At 61.5% G+C, this 17,998-nt stretch carries 23 protein-coding genes; 11 read left to right on the top strand and 12 right to left on the bottom strand.

Annotated elements, in window-relative coordinates; all coding sequences use genetic code 11:
• Positions 1–27 precede the first annotated feature (27 nt).
• Together LG385_RS20520 and LG385_RS20525 are read left to right on the top strand one after the other, a co-directional pair.
• Positions 28–441 carry a hypothetical protein gene (locus LG385_RS20520; protein ID WP_225775701.1) on the top strand — a complete coding sequence of 138 codons (414 nt, stop codon included), beginning with the start codon at positions 28–30 and terminating at the stop codon, positions 439–441.
• Positions 442–488: 47 nt separating this feature from the next.
• Positions 489–902: a hypothetical protein gene (locus LG385_RS20525; RefSeq protein WP_225775702.1), complete on the top strand. Its 414-nt coding sequence runs from the start codon at positions 489–491 to the stop codon at positions 900–902.
• 26 nt (positions 903–928) lie between these two features.
• Here the strand turns inward: LG385_RS20525 and LG385_RS20530 are convergent, their stop codons facing one another.
• Positions 929–1,201 (bottom strand): DUF1161 domain-containing protein, encoded by a 273-nt coding sequence (locus tag LG385_RS20530; protein ID WP_225775703.1) that lies wholly within the window; start codon positions 1,199–1,201, stop codon positions 929–931.
• Positions 1,185–1,610: an OsmC family protein gene (locus LG385_RS20535; protein ID WP_181119212.1), complete on the bottom strand. Its 426-nt coding sequence runs from the start codon at positions 1,608–1,610 to the stop codon at positions 1,185–1,187. The genes LG385_RS20530 and LG385_RS20535 overlap by 17 nt, the downstream gene beginning before the upstream one ends.
• A 148-nt stretch (positions 1,611–1,758) precedes the next feature.
• On the opposite strand from LG385_RS20535, the gene LG385_RS20540 reads away from it, so the two are divergent.
• Positions 1,759–2,760, top strand: a complete 1,002-nt coding sequence (locus LG385_RS20540; protein WP_225775704.1) for an LLM class flavin-dependent oxidoreductase — start codon at positions 1,759–1,761, stop codon at positions 2,758–2,760.
• Between the two features lie 45 nt (positions 2,761–2,805).
• On the opposite strand, the gene LG385_RS20545 is transcribed toward LG385_RS20540, so the two are convergent.
• On the bottom strand, positions 2,806–3,027 hold the full coding sequence (locus LG385_RS20545) for a DUF1161 domain-containing protein (RefSeq protein ID WP_225775705.1): 222 nt from the start codon (positions 3,025–3,027) through the stop codon (positions 2,806–2,808).
• Positions 3,028–3,112: 85 nt separating this feature from the next.
• Positions 3,113–3,328: a dodecin gene (locus LG385_RS20550; protein ID WP_181111219.1), complete on the bottom strand. Its 216-nt coding sequence runs from the start codon at positions 3,326–3,328 to the stop codon at positions 3,113–3,115.
• A 159-nt stretch (positions 3,329–3,487) separates the two neighbouring features.
• Here LG385_RS20550 and LG385_RS20555 point away from each other — a divergent pair, with 159 nt between their 5' ends.
• Positions 3,488–3,814, top strand: coding sequence for a DUF883 family protein (locus LG385_RS20555; RefSeq protein WP_181111218.1), 327 nt, complete (start codon positions 3,488–3,490; stop codon positions 3,812–3,814).
• Here LG385_RS20555 and LG385_RS20560 read toward each other — a convergent pair.
• Positions 3,787–4,707, bottom strand: a complete 921-nt coding sequence (locus LG385_RS20560; RefSeq protein ID WP_225775706.1) for a LysR family transcriptional regulator — start codon at positions 4,705–4,707, stop codon at positions 3,787–3,789. The genes LG385_RS20555 and LG385_RS20560 overlap by 28 nt on opposite strands.
• 102 nt (positions 4,708–4,809) lie before the next feature.
• On the opposite strand from LG385_RS20560, the gene trpB reads away from it, so the two are divergent.
• The 3 genes from trpB (at position 4,810) to LG385_RS20575 (ending at position 7,409) form a co-directional block, all read left to right on the top strand.
• Positions 4,810–6,030 (top strand): tryptophan synthase subunit beta, encoded by a 1,221-nt coding sequence (gene trpB / locus LG385_RS20565; RefSeq protein WP_225775707.1) that lies wholly within the window; start codon positions 4,810–4,812, stop codon positions 6,028–6,030.
• Positions 6,027–6,842 carry a tryptophan synthase subunit alpha gene (trpA, locus tag LG385_RS20570; protein WP_225775708.1) on the top strand — a complete coding sequence of 272 codons (816 nt, stop codon included), beginning with the start codon at positions 6,027–6,029 and terminating at the stop codon, positions 6,840–6,842. The genes trpB and trpA overlap by 4 nt, the downstream gene beginning before the upstream one ends.
• A 105-nt stretch (positions 6,843–6,947) precedes the next feature.
• Entirely contained in the window at positions 6,948–7,409 is a 462-nt protein-coding gene (locus tag LG385_RS20575; protein ID WP_225775709.1) for an anti-virulence regulator CigR family protein, read from the top strand.
• Here the strand turns inward: LG385_RS20575 and LG385_RS20580 are convergent.
• Both LG385_RS20580 and LG385_RS20585 read right to left on the bottom strand, forming a co-directional pair.
• Positions 7,390–7,890 (bottom strand): hypothetical protein, encoded by a 501-nt coding sequence (locus tag LG385_RS20580; protein ID WP_225775710.1) that lies wholly within the window; start codon positions 7,888–7,890, stop codon positions 7,390–7,392. The two genes, LG385_RS20575 and LG385_RS20580, sit on opposite strands and share 20 nt — an antisense overlap.
• On the bottom strand, positions 7,887–8,795 hold the full coding sequence (locus LG385_RS20585) for a choline sulfate utilization transcriptional regulator (RefSeq protein WP_225775711.1): 909 nt from the start codon (positions 8,793–8,795) through the stop codon (positions 7,887–7,889). Before LG385_RS20585 ends, LG385_RS20580 begins: the two co-directional genes overlap by 4 nt.
• 97 nt (positions 8,796–8,892) lie before the next feature.
• Between LG385_RS20585 and betC the strand changes: the two genes are divergently transcribed.
• Positions 8,893–10,449: a choline-sulfatase gene (gene betC, locus LG385_RS20590; protein WP_225775712.1), complete on the top strand. Its 1,557-nt coding sequence runs from the start codon at positions 8,893–8,895 to the stop codon at positions 10,447–10,449.
• Entirely contained in the window at positions 10,446–11,366 is a 921-nt protein-coding gene (gene choX / locus LG385_RS20595; RefSeq protein WP_225775713.1) for a choline ABC transporter substrate-binding protein, read from the top strand. Before betC ends, choX begins: the two co-directional genes overlap by 4 nt.
• A 19-nt stretch (positions 11,367–11,385) precedes the next feature.
• On the opposite strand, the gene aroE is transcribed toward choX, so the two are convergent.
• A complete protein-coding gene (gene aroE, locus LG385_RS20600) occupies positions 11,386–12,201 on the bottom strand; it encodes a shikimate dehydrogenase (protein ID WP_225775714.1) in 816 nt (271 codons plus the stop codon).
• Positions 12,202–12,390: 189 nt separating this feature from the next.
• The gene (hemF, locus tag LG385_RS20605; RefSeq protein WP_225775715.1) at positions 12,391–13,326 is read right to left on the bottom strand and encodes an oxygen-dependent coproporphyrinogen oxidase; all 936 of its coding nucleotides are present in this window, start codon (positions 13,324–13,326) and stop codon (positions 12,391–12,393) included.
• A 154-nt stretch (positions 13,327–13,480) separates the two neighbouring features.
• Between hemF and LG385_RS20610 the strand changes: the two genes are divergently transcribed.
• Entirely contained in the window at positions 13,481–14,455 is a 975-nt protein-coding gene (locus LG385_RS20610; protein WP_225775716.1) for an NADPH:quinone reductase, read from the top strand.
• Between the two features lie 26 nt (positions 14,456–14,481).
• Here LG385_RS20610 and LG385_RS20615 read toward each other — a convergent pair whose 3' ends face one another.
• The 3 genes from LG385_RS20615 to LG385_RS20625 all read right to left on the bottom strand — a co-directional run bounded on the left by LG385_RS20615 (position 14,482) and on the right by LG385_RS20625 (position 17,298).
• Positions 14,482–15,036, bottom strand: a complete 555-nt coding sequence (locus tag LG385_RS20615; RefSeq protein WP_225775717.1) for an L-threonylcarbamoyladenylate synthase — start codon at positions 15,034–15,036, stop codon at positions 14,482–14,484.
• A gap of 38 nt (positions 15,037–15,074) precedes the next feature.
• Positions 15,075–16,199: a DNA-processing protein DprA gene (dprA, locus tag LG385_RS20620; protein WP_225775718.1), complete on the bottom strand. Its 1,125-nt coding sequence runs from the start codon at positions 16,197–16,199 to the stop codon at positions 15,075–15,077.
• Positions 16,200–16,272: 73 nt separating this feature from the next.
• Entirely contained in the window at positions 16,273–17,298 is a 1,026-nt protein-coding gene (locus LG385_RS20625) for a LysM peptidoglycan-binding domain-containing protein (RefSeq protein WP_225775719.1), read from the bottom strand.
• 157 nt (positions 17,299–17,455) lie between these two features.
• Here LG385_RS20625 and def point away from each other — a divergent pair, with 157 nt between their 5' ends.
• Positions 17,456–17,962: a peptide deformylase gene (gene def, locus LG385_RS20630; RefSeq protein ID WP_181111203.1), complete on the top strand. Its 507-nt coding sequence runs from the start codon at positions 17,456–17,458 to the stop codon at positions 17,960–17,962.
• Positions 17,963–17,998 lie beyond the last annotated feature (36 nt).

Raw genomic sequence — 17,998 nt, forward strand, 5'->3', positions numbered from 1 at the left:
CCCTATCATGCCTGCCTGGAGCCTCCAATGCGTGAAATCTTCCTGCTTGCCGCTGCCCTTACCCTTACCGGCTGCATGGGGCTGCCCAAGCCCGACCCGAACCAGGCCTGGGTCGATTTGCAGGTACCCGAAGACAATGCCCTGCATGCTCAAGAGGTGGACGCGCAGGCACTGGATGACAACCGTTACTTCGAGGTCGAGCCTGGCAGCCATGAGCTGACCGTGCGCTACCAGTTCACCGTCGCACCCAACAATATCGGGCCGCAAGCGGCGCCGCTATCCCGCGACTGCCAGCTGAATATCAAATACAACAATTTCAACGCCGGCGAGCGTTACCAACTGGAAGCAGGCAGCCTGGGCTTTACCCCGTGGGCCAAGCTCTATGACCAGCAGCGCCGCCTGGTAGGCCGCGCACAACCCGCCGGTTGTCAGCGGGCGTGACAGCTTTCCATCGGGTATGCTGAAAGCGCTTCCCTGGGAACACGCCTATGCACCGTTATGCCTTGTTACTCCTCGGTATGCCCCTGACGGCATGCACAACCTCGCCAGTACCGGCGCATGACCCGCACCAGGCCTGGGTCGAGATGTTCACCCGCACCGGGAAGATGGTAATGGCCGAACGGCTGGATAATCAGCGGCTGGAAGACGGGCGCTATTTTCAGTTTGCGCCTGGCGGCCACGAGCTGCAGGTGCGCTTCGACTACGAAGTCACCACGGGCGGCCTTCCATTGATGCAGCCGTCGGAACGTATCTGCTACATCAGCCTGCGCTATGACGGCTTCCAGGCCGGCCAGCGGTATCGCTTCGAAGCCCGCAACCTGGGGCTGCAAACCTTCGGCTTCCTCTACGATGCGCAGGGCACAAAACTGGCGACCGAGCGCCAGGTGAACTGCCTGTTCTAGGCTAAAGGCCCCTCGGGGCCTGAGCCTCAGGTGTCGTTCTTCTGATAAATAATGCGCTGGGTGCCATTGGCACAGCTGCCAACGACCATGGCGGGATCTTTCACCTCGGCCACGGGCACCACTTCGAGGGTATAAGCCACCACGCCCTGGGCCTGAATCTTCGCTTCGATCTCTGCTTTGAGCTCGGCGCAATCCCGGGGCGCCGCAGTGGCCGGCAGGGCGAAGGCCAGGGCGACTGCCCCAACCAACGAGGCGCCGGCTACAGCGCGTGGCAAGGCGTGCTTAAACCAGCGACGCATCAAGGGTGATCTCGGCGCCTGCAAGCACCTTGGATACGGGGCAACCGGCCTTGGCCTTGCCTGCCAGCTCCTGGAACTGCTCTTCGCTGGCACCTGGAATGGAAGCCTTCAGGATCAGGTGAACCTTGGTGATTGCAAAGCCGTCTGGCTGTTTGTCGAGCGTCACCTGCGCCGTGGTATCGATGCGATCAGCAGTGAGCCCGGCCTCGCCAAGGATCATCGACAGCGCCATCGAGAAGCAACCGGCATGGGCCGCGCCAATCAGCTCTTCCGGGTTGGTGCCCGGGCCGTTCTCGAAACGGGCCTTGAAGCCGTACGGGGCGCTTTTGAGCACGCCGGTTTCGGTGGAAATCTCGCCCTGGCCGTCCTTCAAGCTGCCTTTCCACACTGCGGATGCTGTTTTGATCATTGCTGTTTCCTCGTTGTTGGAACCGTCTGGTTTGAGAGAGCGGAGCGCCAATGCAAGTTCAGCACAGATTTGCGAAAGCGGGTCAAAGCGTTCAATGTGTTCACCAGACAAGAAAAAGGCGCGGGGGTGTCTCTTTTTTGGAGTGCTTATGAAATCACTGACTGACATCAAATACTCGGCACTGGACCTGGTGCCCGTGCGCAAGGAAACCGGCCCTTCCCAGGCGCTGCGCAACTCGCTGGACCTGGCTCAGCATCTGGAGCGCTTTGGCTACAACCGATTCTGGGTCGCCGAGCACCACAACATGGATGGCATTGCCAGCTCGGCAACCGCCGTGCTGCTGGGCTACATCGCAGGAGGTACGTCCTCCATTCGAGTAGGCTCTGGCGGCGTGATGCTGCCTAACCATGCGCCGCTGGTGATCGCCGAGCAATTCGGCACACTCGAGAGCCTGTACCCGGGCCGTATCGACCTGGGGCTGGGCCGCGCGCCCGGCTCGGATCAAATGACCGCACGCGCCTTGCGCCGCGAACGCAGCGGCAGCGCGGACGATTTTCCTCAGGACGTCGAAGAGCTGCTTCAGTACCTTGGCCCACGCACACCAGGCCAGCGCGTGGTTGCGGTGCCCGGCACCGGTACCCAAGTGCCTGTATGGCTATTGGGTTCCAGCCTGTTCAGTGCTCAACTGGCGGGTATGCTCGGGCTGCCTTACGCATTCGCCTCGCATTTCGCCCCTCGGTTGATGCACGAAGCCATCCGTATCTACCGGGACCACTTCACGCCTTCCCAGTACCTGGACAAGCCCTACGTAATGCTGGGTATCCCACTGGTGGCGGCCGACAGTGATGAACACGCCGATTACCTGGCTACCTCGGTGTACCAGCGCATTCTCAACCTGATTCGTGGCGAAACCTTGATGCTTCAGCCCCCGGTCGAGACCATGCAAGGGCTTTGGCTACCCCATGAAAAAGATGCGGTGGGAAGCTTCCTCGGCATGGCCATGATCGGCAGCCCATTGAAGATCCGCGCGAAGCTGGAGGTGCTGCTTGAGCAGACACAGGCCGACGAATTGATCTTTACCTCTGACCTGTATGAACACGCAGATCGGATACGCTCGTACGAGCTGCTCGGCCAGCTGATGCGGGGGTAACCTCGAACCACCGTGCCCATGACCGGGCACGGTGGCGCGCCGGTATCAGCGCTTGTAGACGATTTCCTTGGTGCCGCCTTCGCAGGTGCCTACCACCTTGCCGTCCGCCGCGCTGCCCTTGTCCACGATGTCGAGCGAATATCCGGAGGCACCCTTGGCCTGGATCTTTGCGTCGATCTCGCTTTTAAGTTCATCGCATGGCTTGCCCGCCGCCAGTGCGCTACCTGCCAGGCCGAACAGTACAGTTGCCAACAAGACTTTTTTCATCGTTCACGGTCCTTGAGTCGATTTGAACAAAGTCGGCGGAGCTGCCAGCAGCCCCCTCCTTTCGGCGGAGTACCCCCGAAGCCGATCAGCTATTGTTAATCCTGAAACCAACTTTCAGGGTGACCTGAAAGTGCTTCACTTGCCCATCTTCAATATGACCACGTGTTTCGGTCACCTCGAACCACTCCAGGTTCTGAATGGTTTTCGCCGCCTCGGCGATGGCATTCTTGATGGCATCGTCGATGCTGGTGGTGGACGACCCTACGAGGTCGATCTTTTTATAGGTGTGATGATCACTCATATGCGCAGCTCCTCGGTCAGTAGGACCGCCATCGGCAACTGGCCGGTGGCGCCGTTTACATCTGTGCCTCGAGGAGCGGCAAAAGTTCACGAGTGCCGCACTTTTACGGAGCGGCGCAGTCGGACTCTTACACCGCAACTACCACAGCAGGAGTGAACCATGGCCAATAATTCGCTGCGCAAGGCATCGCTGCAAAGCATGGAAGCAGAAATCGAAAGCCTGCTTCGTTCGCTGGAAGGCCTCAAGGGCGACGCGTCCGAAGAGTCCCGTAAAACGCTCAAAGCCCTGCGGGCAAACGCCGAGACAGCACTGAAGCATTCCCGTAGCCTGCTGGCAGACGTGTATGAAGACGTGAAGGTCAGAACCCGTGAAACCAGCCTGGCCACCAAGGAATACGCCCAGGAGCATCCACTGACCACCGCAGGGATCGCCATTGGCGCTGTTGGCCTGATCGCCGCTTACCTGCTCTGCAAGCGCTCCCACTGATCGACCTGACGGGCCAGCTCGAGCCGTAACCAGCCCGCAAGGCGTTCGGCACGACGGCCCGCCCGCCGTTGGGGCACCCACAAAGCAAGGCATGCCGGCGTTTGCGTGAACCCCCAAGGCGCAACCAGGCGCCCGGCCTGCAGGTCATCTGCAACCAGTGCCTGCGGTGCGATGGCCACGCCAAGGCCGGCAACCGCTGCTTCGAGCAGGTAATAGAGGTGCTCGAAGCTCTGGCTGAACGCAAGCTTCGATGGCTCTACCCCTTGTGATGATGCCCAGTTCGGCCACGCCTGGGGCCGCGAGACCGTCTGCAGCAACCCCTCACTCAATACAGCCCGTGGCGGTGCGCCGATCAGGCCGCTGAATCCGGCATAGTGAGGGCTGACCACTGGGCCAATACGCTCGTCGATGAGTTCATGTACGTCCACATCAGCAGGCCACGGTGGCTCGGCATACACCAGCAGGGCATCGATACCCGGGCTTTTGGGGTCCAGGTCGCCTTCTCCCGCAGACAAATGCAAACGCAGGTCTGGCAGCTCGGCATTTAAACGCCCCAGCCTGGGGATAAACCATCGGGCCAACAAACTACCCGAGCAGCCGAGCACAAAAGGCGCGTTCGCATCAGCAACTGCCAACTCCGCGCACACCTCACGCAGCCGGTCGAATGCCTGGCTACTGGCTTCACGCAGCCGCAGCCCCGCCTCGGTGAGTTTCAAGCCACGCCCATCCTTTGCGAACAGCGCAATCCCAAGCTCGGCTTCCAATGCCTTTAGCTGTCGGCTGATCGCCCCATGGGTCACGTTCAGCTGGCGCGCCGCCTGGCTCACGCTACCGAGGCGGGCAGTCGCTTCAAAGGCCCTGAGCGCATTGAGCGATGGGAGGTCACGGCTCATGATCTGTGAGGTTTCCTAACAGGTTGTTGCGATCTTATCGGTTTTCCAATGGGCGTGTCGCGGCTAGAGTAAAGGCATCTGTCATCTGCCCTGGAATTCGCCATGACTGCTCAAACCTTGCGCAACGGCCCGGACGCCAACGGCCTGTTCGGCGCCTTCGGCGGCCGTTACGTCGCTGAAACCCTGATGCCTCTGGTACTGGACCTGGCTCGCGAATACGAAGCCGCCAAGCAGGATCCGGCGTTTCTTGAACAGCTGGCGTATTTCCAGCGCGACTATATCGGCCGACCGAACCCGCTGTACTTCGCCGAGCGGCTCACCGAGTACTGTGGCGGCGCGAAGATCTACTTCAAGCGTGAAGAGCTCAACCACACCGGCGCCCATAAGGTGAACAACTGCATTGGCCAGGTACTGCTGGCCAAGCGCATGGGCAAAAAACGCCTGATTGCTGAAACCGGCGCTGGCATGCACGGCGTGGCCACTGCCACCGTCGCTGCCCGCTTCGGCTTGCCGTGCGTCATCTACATGGGCGCAACCGACATCGAGCGCCAGCAGGCCAACGTGTTCCGCATGCGCTTGCTGGGGGCTGAAATCGTACCCGTCACCGCAGGCACGGGCACCTTGAAAGACGCCATGAACGAGGCGCTGCGCGACTGGGTGACCAATGTGGAAGACACCTTCTACCTGATCGGTACCGTGGCCGGCCCGCACCCATACCCCGCCATGGTTCGGGATTTCCAGTCGATCATCGGCAAGGAAACCCGTGAGCAGCTGCAGGAAAAAGAAGGTCGCCTGCCTGATAGCCTGGTGGCCTGTGTGGGTGGCGGCTCCAATGCAATGGGCCTGTTCCATCCGTTCCTGGACGATACCAGCGTGCAAATCATTGGCGTGGAAGCTGGCGGCCATGGCGTGAACACCGACAAGCACGCTGCCAGCCTCAACGGCGGGGTGCCGGGTGTGCTGCATGGTAACCGTACCTACCTGCTGCAGGACGGCGACGGCCAGATTACCGACGCCCATTCCATTTCCGCTGGCCTGGACTACCCCGGTATCGGGCCGGAACACGCCTGGTTGCATGAAATCAAGCGCGTGGAATACGTAAGCATCACCGATGATGAAGCTCTGGCGGCGTTCCACATCACGTGCCGCACCGAAGGCATCATCCCCGCCCTGGAAACGGCCCACGCCCTGGCCGAGGCGATCCGCCGCGCGCCTACCTTGCCCAAGGACCATTTGATGGTCGTGTGCCTTTCGGGCCGTGGCGACAAAGATATGCAAACCGTGATGAACCACATGGCTGCCCAGCAGGAGAACCAGGCATGAGCCGTCTCGAAAAACGTTTCGCCGACCTCAAAGCCGAAGGGCGCGCCGCGCTGGTCACCTTCGTGACAGCAGGCGACCCTGGCTTCGAGGCTTCGCTGGAAATCCTCAAGGGCCTGCCGGCTGCGGGCGCCGACGTGATCGAGCTGGGCATGCCCTTCACCGATCCCATGGCCGATGGCGTCGCCATCCAGCTGGCCACGCTGCGCGCACTAGACGCCGGACAAACCCTGGCCAAAACCCTGGACATGGTGCAAGCCTTCCGCGAAACCGACACCACTACCCCGTTGGTGCTCATGGGTTACTACAACCCAATCCACCGCTTTGGCGTGGAAGCATTCGTGACGCAAGCCCGTGAAGTGGGCGTGGATGGCTTGATCATCGTGGACCTGCCGCCCGAGCACGACGCCGAACTGGCTACGCCAGCCCAGGCGGCGGGCATCGACTTCATTCGCCTCACCACCCCCACCACCGATGACAGCCGCTTGCCTCGTGTGCTGGAGCGCAGCTCAGGCTTCGTGTACTACGTGTCAGTCGCTGGCGTGACCGGTGCTGGCTCGGCTACCACCGAACACGTGACCGCTGCCATTGCGCGCCTTCGTCGGCATACCACGTTGCCGATCAGCGTCGGCTTCGGCATCCGCACGCCTGAGCAGGCGGCGGCGATCGCCCGGCTGGCAGACGGCGTAGTAGTGGGCTCGGCGTTGGTGGACAAGATCGCCAAGGCGAGCGGCCCGACGCAGGCGGTGAATGATGTATTGGGCCTGTGCAGCGAGCTAGCCGAAGGCGTCCGTGGGGCGCGTAAACCGGCCTAAGGTAAAGTTCCTGATACAGAGGAATTGCCGTTGGTTTTCAGAGACTAACGGGCATGACCAGAGGGAGCGATGTTCGCTCCCTTGCTGTATCTGTAGAGGAATGCCATGAACACGTCCCGCTCACTCATTGCCGTTGCCCTGGGCACCTTGATCACCTTGGGTATGCCACTTGCGCAAGCCGCCCCTGGCCCGGACAACCAGCAGCAAGGTGGCCCGCAACAGCATAAGCAGGGCAACGGGCATGGCGAAGCACAGGGCCACAGCCAGAATGGCCAGCGCGGCAACCAGGGCCACGGCGCGCGCCCACCCCAGGATTTCAGCCCGGTGCGTGACACCATCCGCGAGCACCGTACCGATTTTGGTCGGGGCACGCCGCTGCCGCCCGGTATTCAAGTTGCCAAGGGTCACTCTCTGCCCAAGGGCTATGGCCACCGCTTGGACCGCAACGCGCTATCCCGCCTGCCGCACTATGACGGTTACGAATGGCGCCGCCTGGGCACCGACGTTGTGCTGATAGCCGTGGGTACCGGCATCGTTTACGAAATTCTCAACGGCGTGCTTGAGTAATCGCTATCGGCCGCTTCAGCCCCGGTTGCCAAAGGCCAGGGAAACGCGGGGGCACCAGGCCCATGGCAATCGCGAAGGTGCTGAATACTGAATTGCTATTGCACGTGCTACCCCACAGGCGTACCCCGCCGCGCGGGTAGTCAATGTCTTGAGCATTGATGGCATCCAGGCAACGCAGTGCAGCCTGCCAGCGTCCGGCGACATCAGCCTCGTCACCCAGGTACACGTGTTGAAACGGCTGGTTAGGGCGGCACAGTGTCAGGCCGTCGGCTGCAGTGAAGTGCCAACCCTTCAGCGCATGCCAGCGGGCATACCCGATAGGCACGGGGCGGCCATTGCGGCGATCGGTGGCCAACCCGTGCAACTCACCCAGCCACTCGCCGCTTGGCCCACGCAATACCCAGAAATTATGGCTGCACCAGCGGGCCAGCCTGAAGGCCCGCGCTTCCAATGCAAGCAGGCCGCCGGAACCTGCGCTCATGGCGCCTGCTCCGCCATCAGCCAGTCAACGAAGCGGTCGATCATTCGACCGCGCCGCTTTCTTGAAGGAAGCACAAGGTGGTAGCCCAGGTTGGAACGTACACTTGCGCTGACTGGCCGACACAGCAGTTGCTGTTCAAGCATGCCATCCACCAAGTGCCGCCAGCCGATGGCAACACCCTGCCCACCGATGGCGGCTTGAATCAACAATGTGTAGTTGTCGAACCGCAGTTGGCCAGGCGCAGGCGCCGTGGCAATGCCCAGTTTTTGAAACACGCCGGCCCAATCAAACCAACGATTACCCTGGCCACTGCGCAAGTGAAGCAGCGGGAAGCCACACAGCGCCTGGGGCGGCAGCGGCAGGTCCTGCCCCTTGAGCAAGGCCAGGCTGCACACCGGAAACACCTCTTCATCGAACAGCCAACAGCTCTCGGTGTGCCCAGGGAAGCGGCCATCGCCGAAAACGATCGCAATGTCGGTGTCTGTGCGCAAAACACCGTGGGTGCGATCGCCCGTCACGATGCTCACATCAACCTGAGGATGGCTTTGATGAAACCGGTGCAGGCGAGGCATCAGCCAATAGGCAGCGAAAGCAAAGTCGGTAGCCACTTGCAGCACCTCGTGCTGGCCATCGTTCGAGGCCTCAAGCAACCCCTCTTCCAAGGTGCGCAGCCCCTCGCCAACCTGCAGGAATAACCGCTCACCTGCTTCGGTAAGGGCGATGCCGCGGTATACCCGGTCGAACAGGCGCGCCTTGAGTTGCCCTTCAAGGCGCTTGATCTGCTGGCTTACCGCAGGCTGCGAGGTGCCCAGTTCAACGGCGGCTGCCGTGAAGCTTGAATAGCGCGCCGCCGCCTCGAACGTACGCAAGGTATCCAGCGACAACTCTCCCAGTTGCTCAAACATAAGCTGCACTTATCCTAGACATTAGCCGAAGCGGGATTTACGCGCGCTGCCACGGCGCCCCATGCTGACTGGAAGTACTTTGGCATAAGGTCTGTCTATGGAACGCGTAGGTTCGGGGAAGCGCAAGAATATTCTGTTCATCATGGCCGACCAGATGGCCGCCCCATTACTGCCATTTTATGGAGCCTCGCCGATCAAGATGCCCAACCTCTCCCGGCTGGCAGAGGGCGGGGTGGTTTTCGATTCCGCCTATTGCAACAGCCCGCTATGCGCCCCCTCGCGCTTCACCCTGGTCAGCGGCCAGCTTCCCAGCCGCATTGGTGCCTATGACAATGCGGCGGATTTCCCTGCGGATGTCCCGACCTATGCCCATTACCTGCGTCGGCTGGGCTATCACACCGCGCTGTCCGGAAAGATGCACTTCTGCGGCCCGGATCAGCTGCACGGCTACGAAGAGCGTCTGACCAGCGACATCTACCCGGCAGACTACGGCTGGGCAGTGAACTGGGACGAACCGGACGTGCGCCCCAGCTGGTACCACAACATGTCTTCGGTGCTACAGGCCGGCCCTTGTGTGCGCACCAATCAGCTCGACTTCGACGATGAGGTGGTATTCAGGGCCCGCCAATACCTTTATGACCATGTGCGCAAGGGCGACGGCAAGCCGTTCTGCCTCACGGTATCCATGACACACCCCCATGACCCCTACACGATCCCGAAAGCCTGGTGGGACCGCTACAGCGACAGCGACATTCCGCTGCCTGGGAACGTGCTGCCACAAGAGGCCCTCGATCCCCACTCGCAACGGCTATTGAAGGTCTACGACCTGTGGGACAAACCATTGCCCGAGCATAAGGTACGTGACGCCCGCCGGGCCTACTTCGGCGCCTGCAGTTACATCGATGATCAGGTGGGTACTTTGCTGGCGGTGCTGGAAAGCACCGGCTTGATCGAAGACACCGTGATCGTATTCAGTGGCGATCACGGCGACATGCTCGGAGAGCGGGGCCTTTGGTACAAGATGCACTGGTTCGAGATGGCCGCCCGCGTGCCATTGCTGGTGTGGGCCCCCGGGGCGTTCGAGCCTTCTCGAGTATCCGCCAGCGTATCCACAGCCGATTTGCTGCCCACGCTGGTAGAACTGGCCGGTGGCCAAACCGTACCTGATCTACCCTTGGATGGCCGCTCGCTGATGCCTCACCTGCAAGGTCTGGCCGGGCACGATGAGGTCTTCGGCGAGTACATGGCCGAGGGCACCGTGAGCCCGTTGATGATGATCCGCCGCGGTGCCTACAAATTCATTTACAGTGAAACCGACCCATGCCTGCTATACGACCTGAGCAATGACCCGGCCGAACGGGAGAACCTTGCCGATTCGGCAGACCATGCCCAGCTTTTCAGCGCTTTCGTTGAGGAGGCACAGGCTAAATGGGATATGCCACAGATTCACCGCCAAGTGCTGGCCAGCCAACGGCGCCGCCGCCTGGTTGGCCAGGCACTGGCAATGGGCACGCTGAAGAGCTGGGACCACCAGCCGCTGGTGGACGCCAGTCAGCAGTACATGCGCAACCACATCGACCTGGACGATCTGGAGCGCAAGGCGCGTTTTCCGCAACCCTGCCAATTAAACGAGAACGAAGGGGGAAGACCATGAAGACCTTATCCACAGTGCTTTTGCTCGCCAGCCTTGGCGTGGCGACATCGGCCGCTCAGGCGGCGGACAGCTGCAGCCCGGTCCGGATGGCCGACCCCGGGTGGAGCGATATCGGTGCCACCAATGCTATGGCCGGTATCGTGCTTGAGGGCATGGGCTACAAGACCAAGGTGGACGCGCTCGCGGTGCCTATTGCCTATGGTGGCCTGCGCGACGGGCAGATAGACGTCTTCCTGGGTAACTGGATGCCGGCACAGCAAGGCTTTTATGACCAGTTCGTGGCTTCCGGCAAAGTCACCCAGCTTGCCGAAAACCTCAAAGGCACGGAATTCACGCTGGCGGTACCTGATTACGTGTACGCCGCGGGGGTACATGATTTCAAAGACCTGAGCAAATTCGCCGACAAGTTCGACAAAAAGATCTACGGCATCGGCTCCGGCGCGCCGGCTAACCAATCCATTGCCGAGATGATCAAAAAGAACGACTTCGACCTGGGGCAATGGAAGCTTGTGGAGTCGAGCGAACAGGCCATGCTTTCGGAGGTAGAACGCGCGGTGAAGCGTGAGCGTTTCGTGACGTTCCTGGGCTGGACCCCCCACCCCATGAACGTGAAACTGAAGATGCACTACCTCACCGGTGGCGAAGCGTATTTCGGCAAGACCGGTAGCGTGTACACCTTGACCCGCAACGGTTACGCCGACGCCTGCCCGGAGGTAGCCAAGCTGTTCAGCCAGATGAAGTTCACCCAGGACATGGAGAACGCAATCATGGCCGACGTGGTGGACAAGAAGGTCAGCAACGCAGAGGCCGCAAAAACCTGGCTCAAGGCGCACCCCGAAGTACTGCAGGGGTGGCTGACCGGCCTCAAGACCATGGACGGCAAGGAGGCCTTGCCCGCCGTGGCCGCGAAGCTGTAAAGGCAGCTATCGCCAGGGCTCAAATGCCCTGGCGCAGCTCAGCGAGTACCGGCGCGGTGGCCACTTCCACACCACGCCAGTACCGGAAGGCGACCGCCGCTTGTTCCACCAGCATTCCCAGCCCGTCCAGCGCTTTCGCGGCGCCCAGCTCCAGCGCCCACGCGCTGAAAGCTGTGGCAGTGCTGCCATACATCATGTCGTAGCACACCGTATGCCCCGGTTTGATCACGCCAACGGGCAATGGCGGCACTTCTCCCGCCAGGCTGGCCGCTGTGGCATTGATAATGACGTCCACCGGCCCGTCGACTGCCTCGAACGCCGCAGCACAAATCGGCCCTAGCGCACCAAACAGCTCGGCGAGGCCTTCGGCTTTGTCGAGGGTACGGTTGGCAATCACCAAAGAGGCGGGGCGCTGCTCCAGAAGGGGCTCGATCACGCCCCGGGCCGCACCGCCCGCGCCCAGCAGCAGGATGCGCGCACCCTCCAGGGTTACCCCGCAGTTATGAACCAGGTCGCGTACCAAGCCTTCGCCGTCGGTGTTGTCCCCACGCAGGCTGCCGTCTTCAAGGCGGCTGATCATATTCACGGCGCCCGCTCGCTCCGCGCGTGGGGTGAGCACGTCACACAACCGCCAGGCCTCTTCCTTGAACGGTACCGTCACATTGCCGCCGCGGCCGCTTTCAAAAAAACCCCTGGCGGTGGCACTGAAGCCATCCAGCGGTGCGAGCAGAGTGGTGTACTCCAACAACTGCCCGGTTTGCTCGGCGAAACGGCGATGAATGTAGGGCGACTTGCTGTGTGCTATCGGGTTGCCGAATACAACGTAACGGTCCATGCCTCAGCTCTCGGTAGAGCAAAATTATCCCATTGAATCTCTGGGTAAGTTCTGCGGTGATTTATGGCCTGTTCGGTGCTTTACAGTTCCCCTGTGGGAAGCGGCGGGGCCGGCCTTCCGGCGAAGCTCGCGAACAGTTCTGATCATTTTTTTCGCGAGCTTCGCCCGCTCCCACAAGGCATAACACTCCTAGGGTTCCAGGCCTACGGCAGGGGCCAGGCCCAGCCAGTCGCGGTCTTGCAGGAAGTAGTCGGTCAGCCTGGCTTCTTCGCTGCCAGGTTCTGGTTTCCAGTCATAACCCCACCGTACCGTAGGGGGCAAGGACATGAGGATGGATTCTGTGCGCCCGCCGGACTGCAAGCCGAACAGTGTGCCTCGGTCATACACCAGGTTGAACTCTACGTAGCGGCCCCGGCGGAATTCCTGGAAGGCTTTCTGCTGCTCGGTCCACGGGGTTTCGCGGCGCCGCTGAACGATCGGTAGCCAGGCCTGGATGTAGGCATCACCGATGGCTCGCATGAAGGCGAAGCTGGTGTCGAAGTCCCAGCTGTTCAGGTCATCGAAGAACAAGCCGCCAATACCCCGGGGTTCATTGCGGTGCTTGAGGTGGAAGTAGCGATCACACCAGGCCTTGTAGCGCAGGTACACATCGTCACCAAAGGGCGCGCAGGCGCGCTCCGCGATCTGGTGCCAATGAACGCAGTCCTCTTCGTAGCCGTAGTAGGGCGTGAGGTCGAAGCCCCCACCGAACCACCACACCGGTTCCTCGCCTTCTTTTTCGGCAATAAAGAAGCGCACGTTGGCATGCGACGTGGGCACATGGGGGTTGTGAGGGTGCATCACGAGCGATACGCCCAGTGCCTCGAACGAGCGCCCTGCCAGCTCGGGCCGGTGCGCGCTGGCCGATGGCGGCAGGCCCGTGCCGTGAACGTGAGAGAAGTTCACGCCGCCTTTCTCGATGACCGTGCCGTTGTCCATGACCCGGGTGCGGCCCCCGCCACCCGCCGGCCGCGTCCAGGCATCCTCGATAAAGCGCGCGCCGCCGTCTTCATCTTCCAACGCCTTGCAGATGCGGTCCTGCAGCTCGAGCAGATAGGCCTTCACGGCCTCGGTGCGAGTGTTCATCGGTTACCTCTTGCACGCCTACGCCAACGGCCGTGGGACACGGCCAATGAAATCGGCGCGTAGCATACCATCCGTACTCGCCCTGGCAGTTGACGCCGGTCTATGGAAAGGCGTCCGATAGGCGCTTCGTTCGAGAAAACAGAGGAAGCAACCGATGGCAAGGCGTATTCAGTTTTCCAGCAATGGCGGCCCCGAGGTACTTGAGCTCGTCGATTTCCAGCCGACCGAGCCCGGCCCGCTGGATGTTCGCGTGCGCAACCATGCCATTGGCCTCAACTACATCGACACCTACTACCGCAGCGGGCTGTACCCGGCGCCAGCGTTTCCGTCCGGGCTGGGTACCGAAGCGGCGGGCGTGGTCGAAGCCGTGGGCACTCAGGTTACCGCCCTGCAGGTGGGCGATCGTGTCGCCTACGCTGGCGGGCCCCTTGGTGCTTACAGCGAGGTCCATGTACTTCCCGCCGCCAGCGTGGTCAAGCTGCCAGAGTCGATCAGTTTCGAGCAGGCCGCCGCCGTGATGCTCAAGGGCCTGACGGTTCAATACCTGTTGCGCCAGACCTACAGGCTGCAAAGTGGCGAAACCATCCTCTTCCACGCTGCGGCTGGTGGGGTTGGGCTACTGGCCTGTCAATGGGCGTCGGCCCTGGGTGCCAAGGTAATCGGCACCGTGAGTTCCGCGGAAAAAGCCGAGAAAGCCAAGGCGGCCGGCGCTTGGGAAGTCATCGACTACAGCCATGAAGACGTGGCCAAACGGGTGCTCGAACTCACCGATGGTAAAAAATGCCCGGTGGTGTATGACGGGGTAGGGAAGGATACCTGGGAGGTGTCTCTGGATTGCGTGGCGCCGAGGGGCTTGCTGGTAAGCTTTGGCAATGCTTCCGGCGCGGTGAGCGGGGTTAATCTGGGCGTATTGGCCGGCAAAGGCTCGCTGTACGTAACCCGCCCTACGTTAGGCACCTATGCCGTACCGGGCGCATTGCAGGGCATGGCGGATGAACTGTTCGAAATGATTGCCAGCGGCAAACTTAACGTCGACATCAACCAGCGCTATGCATTGGCAGACGCCGCCAAGGCGCACACTGAGCTCTCCGGTCGCAAGACCACAGGCTCGAGTGTGTTGCTGCCTTGAGCCAATGAAACGCTGCGGCCCTGGGCTCAGGGCCGCACCACCTCACCGCTGCGCAGGTCACGGATCACGCTTGGGCTTTTACGCCCGCCCAAGGCACCGCCCAGGACCATGTCCACCTGGCCTCGGAAGTATTGCTCCACGCGCAGCCGGCTGCGTGCGGGCGGGCGGCCTTGGGGGTTGGCGGAGGTTGAAACCAACGGCCCGACGAGCGCGCACAGTTCGCGCACCAGCGGATGATCGCTCACCCGTACCGCTACGCTGTCGTGTTGGCCGGTAATCCACGTCGGCAGCAGGTCCCGATGGGGCACCAGCCAGGTATTGGGGCCAGGCCAGGTACTGGACATCTTGTCCAGCCAGTCCTGGGGATAATCCTCGAAAAGGAAATCGAACTGCCGGATGTTGTCGGCGATGAGTATCACGCCTTTCTCAACGGAGCGCCCCTTGATCGCGAGCAAGCGATACACGGCATCTTCGTCCCATGGATCGCACCCCAACCCCCATACGGCCTCGGTTGGGTAGGCAATCACCGCACCGGCACGGATTTCCCGCGCGGCCTGTTGCACACGCCAACTGCTTTCCATTGTCGCTTTCCTCCCAAGCTGAATGTTGCGCAGTGTAACTAGCCGGGCCGGCCAAACCAACGTCCCGCTTCACACGCCGCCCGCCCCGCCAGCTCGTGCTCGGTCAGCGCGGCCAGTACCTTCGGCAAAGGCCAGCCCAGGCCCTGGGCCAGTTGCTCGGCGGTTTGCGGGGCAGCCAGCAACCGGCGGACCAAAGGGTCACCGGGCACTTCAGCCAGCGCTTCGACAGGCGCCTGGCCGCTCGCGACAGGCAGCTGCGCTTGCCATCCGCGAAGCCCCTCAAGAATATGCTGCACCGACTCAACCAGCTGCGCGCCGTCTCGTATCAACTGGTGGCAGCCTTTCATGCCCGGGTGATGGATTGAACCTGGAATGGCAAACACTTCCCGGCCTTGCTCAGCGGCCAGGCGCGCGGTGATCAGCGAGCCGCTGGCAATGTTTGCTTCCACTACCAGCACCCCCAGCGACAGCCCACTGATGATGCGGTTGCGTTGCGGGAAGGTTTCGCGCGTGGGCGCCATTTCGAGAGGAAACTCTGAAACCAGCGCACCATCGTTCTCAAGCATCGCGTCGGCAAGCCGGCGATGGCGCTGTGGATAAAGTTGCTCGAGGCCGCTTCCCAGCACTGCGACCGTGGCGCCTCCAGCCTCCAGTGCCGCGCGATGGGCTGCGCCGTCTATACCCATGGCCAGCCCGGACGTCACCACAAACCCCGCGCTGGCCAGGCAACGCGAGAAAGCCTTCGCGGTATCCAGCCCTGGTGCAGAAGCGCGTCGGCTTCCGACGATCGCCAATTGAGGCCGCTCCAGCAGCGCGGGCTTTCCCGCAACGAAAAGCAGCGGCGGCGGATTGGAAATTTCATTCAGCAGGGCAGGGTAGTCAGGGCTATCAAAGGCCAGCAAATGATGTGCGGGGCCGTCCAGCCAGCGCAGCGCCGCAGTGGCGGCGTCCCGCACGATAGCGTCGTGACGAGCGTTCGCTGCGACCTGCGACAACCCCAGCGCGCGCCATGCCGCGGCGGGCGCGCTAAGCGCGGCATGGGCAGAGCCAAACGCGGTGATTAACTTTCGAAAATGAATTGGCCCTGTTTCCGGCAAGCGGTGCAAGCGCAGGCGCGCCTCTAGCTCTGCCGACGGCGGCAGGTGGGGGGTGAAAAGTGGCATACGATCGTCCTTGATCCTGGCCTCCACAGCCTGTGCTCATGCTGTGGATAACTATGTTTATAACTTTTATGGCCTACGGGTTACGAACCTTGTCCTGTACCGCCAGTGAGCGGCTGGCGGTAAGCACCAGACCATAGCTCAATTTCTGATAGGTGCGGAACACCATCACTAACCCGGCGCGCTCGTCCGGGACTTTTACCTGCTCACCGCTGATACGGTCACGCACGGTTTCACCGGTCTTGTAGATCGCCAGTACGTTCCCTTCTTCCAGGCCGTCCCGCTGCCCCTTGTCCAGCGTTACCACATCGTATTTGCCAATCTGGGTAACGCCTCGCGGCACATCAATGATCCGGCCTTCGATCGCGGTTGCAGGTGGGCTAGGGAAAAAGGTGGAATTCACCGCATGCTCTTCGCTGGTGAACAGCCGGTCCCCCAGTCGCACCTCCGCGGTGGAGCGCTGCAGGTTCAAAGTAGCGATATCGCCTTCGGTGGCCACCACTTCCCCGCCGCCAATATTGTCCGCGTTGATACCCAGCACTTCCTGAGTATCAGGGTCGGTGTACACCTTGCCCTGGCGGAAAATGCCATACACGGTATGGGCGGGGTCGAACTGCCCACGGGCGTAGATACGGTCACCCATGCCGCTGAGCACGCGCTCCTGATTGCCGGCGACAATGTAAGGCGCTGTGTCGAACACCGAGGCGTCGTCGACGATCCGGTTGCTGATCAGGAACGCATTGATCGCACCCAGCGGAATACTCGGCACCGCCTCGGCAACGGGCGTGGCGCGTACATGAGGTGACAGTTTTATTGTTCCGCGAGATAGCCCTCGCTCGAGGAATAACTGCGGCTGGCCATTGACCATGTCAAGCACCAGCGAATCTCCCGGGTAGATAAGGTCCGGGTTGGCGATTTGCGGGTTGGCGTGCCAGATGTGCGGCCACTGCCAGGGCTGGTTGAGAAACTTGCCGGCGATGTCCCATAAGGTATCGCCCTGCACCACGGTATAACGCTGCGGATGGCCCTCGCGCAGCAGCTCCTCACCATGGGCCAGGCTTGCGCCGGCGAGCAGCAGCAGGGCGAGTAATGATTTCCTCATGCCGTGAATCCCTTTATCATGTACGCATTCGTCAAACCCGGCCGCCGGTTCCGGCTGATCGCCTTGCCCTCGGCGGGCTTTCCATGAGCAGCAGCTGCTCAACAAGCGCTCGGCGCCATTCCCACTGACTTTACCTTACAGTGCAGCACTAAAGCATATGGCTATTTTAAACATCCTCGAATTTCCGGACCCGCGCCTGCGCACCATCGCCAAGCCGGTCACGGTTGTGGACGACGAGCTGCGCACGCTGATCGACGACATGTTTGAAACCATGTACGAGGCCCCCGGCATCGGCCTGGCTGCCACTCAGGTGAACGTGCACAAGCGCGTGGTGGTGATGGACCTCAGCGAAGACCGCAGCGAGCCCCGGGTTTTCATCAACCCCGAGTTCGAATCGCTCACCGACGAAATGGACCAGTACCAGGAAGGTTGCCTGTCCGTTCCCGGCTTCTACGAGAACGTCGATCGCCCGCAGAAGGTCAAGGTCAAGGCGCTCGATCGGGACGGCAAGCCTTACGAACTCATTGCCGAGGGCTTGCTGGCCGTTTGCATTCAGCACGAATGCGATCACCTGAACGGCAAGCTGTTCGTTGATTACCTGTCCACGCTCAAGCGGGACCGGATCAAGAAAAAGCTCGAGAAACAGCACCGCCAGCAGGCGTGATTACCCCCTCCGCCCAAGGGCTTGCTTCGGCAAGCC

This window comes from Pseudomonas sp. Marseille-Q5115 (genome assembly GCF_916618905.1).
In the GTDB taxonomy this organism is placed as follows: Bacteria; Pseudomonadota; Gammaproteobacteria; order Pseudomonadales; family Pseudomonadaceae; genus Aquipseudomonas; species Aquipseudomonas japonica_A.

Excerpts from the sequence above, each read along its gene's own strand:
- choX (WP_225775713.1), top strand. The coding sequence starts at position 10,446 with ATGAAGACCTTATCCACAGTGCTTTTGCTCGCCAGCCTTGGCGTGGCG.
- LG385_RS20560 (WP_225775706.1), bottom strand. The coding sequence starts at position 4,707 with ATGAGCCGTGACCTCCCATCGCTCAATGCGCTCAGGGCCTTTGAAGCG.
- dprA (WP_225775718.1), bottom strand. The coding sequence starts at position 16,199 with ATGCCACTTTTCACCCCCCACCTGCCGCCGTCGGCAGAGCTAGAGGCG.
- LG385_RS20555 (WP_181111218.1), top strand. The coding sequence starts at position 3,488 with ATGGCCAATAATTCGCTGCGCAAGGCATCGCTGCAAAGCATGGAAGCA.
- LG385_RS20625 (WP_225775719.1), bottom strand. The coding sequence starts at position 17,298 with ATGAGGAAATCATTACTCGCCCTGCTGCTGCTCGCCGGCGCAAGCCTG.
- hemF (WP_225775715.1), bottom strand. The coding sequence starts at position 13,326 with ATGAACACTCGCACCGAGGCCGTGAAGGCCTATCTGCTCGAGCTGCAG.
- LG385_RS20550 (WP_181111219.1), bottom strand. The coding sequence starts at position 3,328 with ATGAGTGATCATCACACCTATAAAAAGATCGACCTCGTAGGGTCGTCC.
- LG385_RS20610 (WP_225775716.1), top strand. The coding sequence starts at position 13,481 with ATGGCAAGGCGTATTCAGTTTTCCAGCAATGGCGGCCCCGAGGTACTT.
- aroE (WP_225775714.1), bottom strand. The coding sequence starts at position 12,201 with ATGGACCGTTACGTTGTATTCGGCAACCCGATAGCACACAGCAAGTCG.
- trpA (WP_225775708.1), top strand. The coding sequence starts at position 6,027 with ATGAGCCGTCTCGAAAAACGTTTCGCCGACCTCAAAGCCGAAGGGCGC.
- LG385_RS20535 (WP_181119212.1), bottom strand. The coding sequence starts at position 1,610 with ATGATCAAAACAGCATCCGCAGTGTGGAAAGGCAGCTTGAAGGACGGC.
- LG385_RS20585 (WP_225775711.1), bottom strand. The coding sequence starts at position 8,795 with ATGTTTGAGCAACTGGGAGAGTTGTCGCTGGATACCTTGCGTACGTTC.
- LG385_RS20525 (WP_225775702.1), top strand. The coding sequence starts at position 489 with ATGCACCGTTATGCCTTGTTACTCCTCGGTATGCCCCTGACGGCATGC.
- LG385_RS20615 (WP_225775717.1), bottom strand. The coding sequence starts at position 15,036 with ATGGAAAGCAGTTGGCGTGTGCAACAGGCCGCGCGGGAAATCCGTGCC.
- LG385_RS20575 (WP_225775709.1), top strand. The coding sequence starts at position 6,948 with ATGAACACGTCCCGCTCACTCATTGCCGTTGCCCTGGGCACCTTGATC.
- LG385_RS20520 (WP_225775701.1), top strand. The coding sequence starts at position 28 with ATGCGTGAAATCTTCCTGCTTGCCGCTGCCCTTACCCTTACCGGCTGC.
- LG385_RS20545 (WP_225775705.1), bottom strand. The coding sequence starts at position 3,027 with ATGAAAAAAGTCTTGTTGGCAACTGTACTGTTCGGCCTGGCAGGTAGC.
- LG385_RS20540 (WP_225775704.1), top strand. The coding sequence starts at position 1,759 with ATGAAATCACTGACTGACATCAAATACTCGGCACTGGACCTGGTGCCC.
- trpB (WP_225775707.1), top strand. The coding sequence starts at position 4,810 with ATGACTGCTCAAACCTTGCGCAACGGCCCGGACGCCAACGGCCTGTTC.
- betC (WP_225775712.1), top strand. The coding sequence starts at position 8,893 with ATGGAACGCGTAGGTTCGGGGAAGCGCAAGAATATTCTGTTCATCATG.
- LG385_RS20530 (WP_225775703.1), bottom strand. The coding sequence starts at position 1,201 with ATGCGTCGCTGGTTTAAGCACGCCTTGCCACGCGCTGTAGCCGGCGCC.
- def (WP_181111203.1), top strand. The coding sequence starts at position 17,456 with ATGGCTATTTTAAACATCCTCGAATTTCCGGACCCGCGCCTGCGCACC.
- LG385_RS20580 (WP_225775710.1), bottom strand. The coding sequence starts at position 7,890 with ATGAGCGCAGGTTCCGGCGGCCTGCTTGCATTGGAAGCGCGGGCCTTC.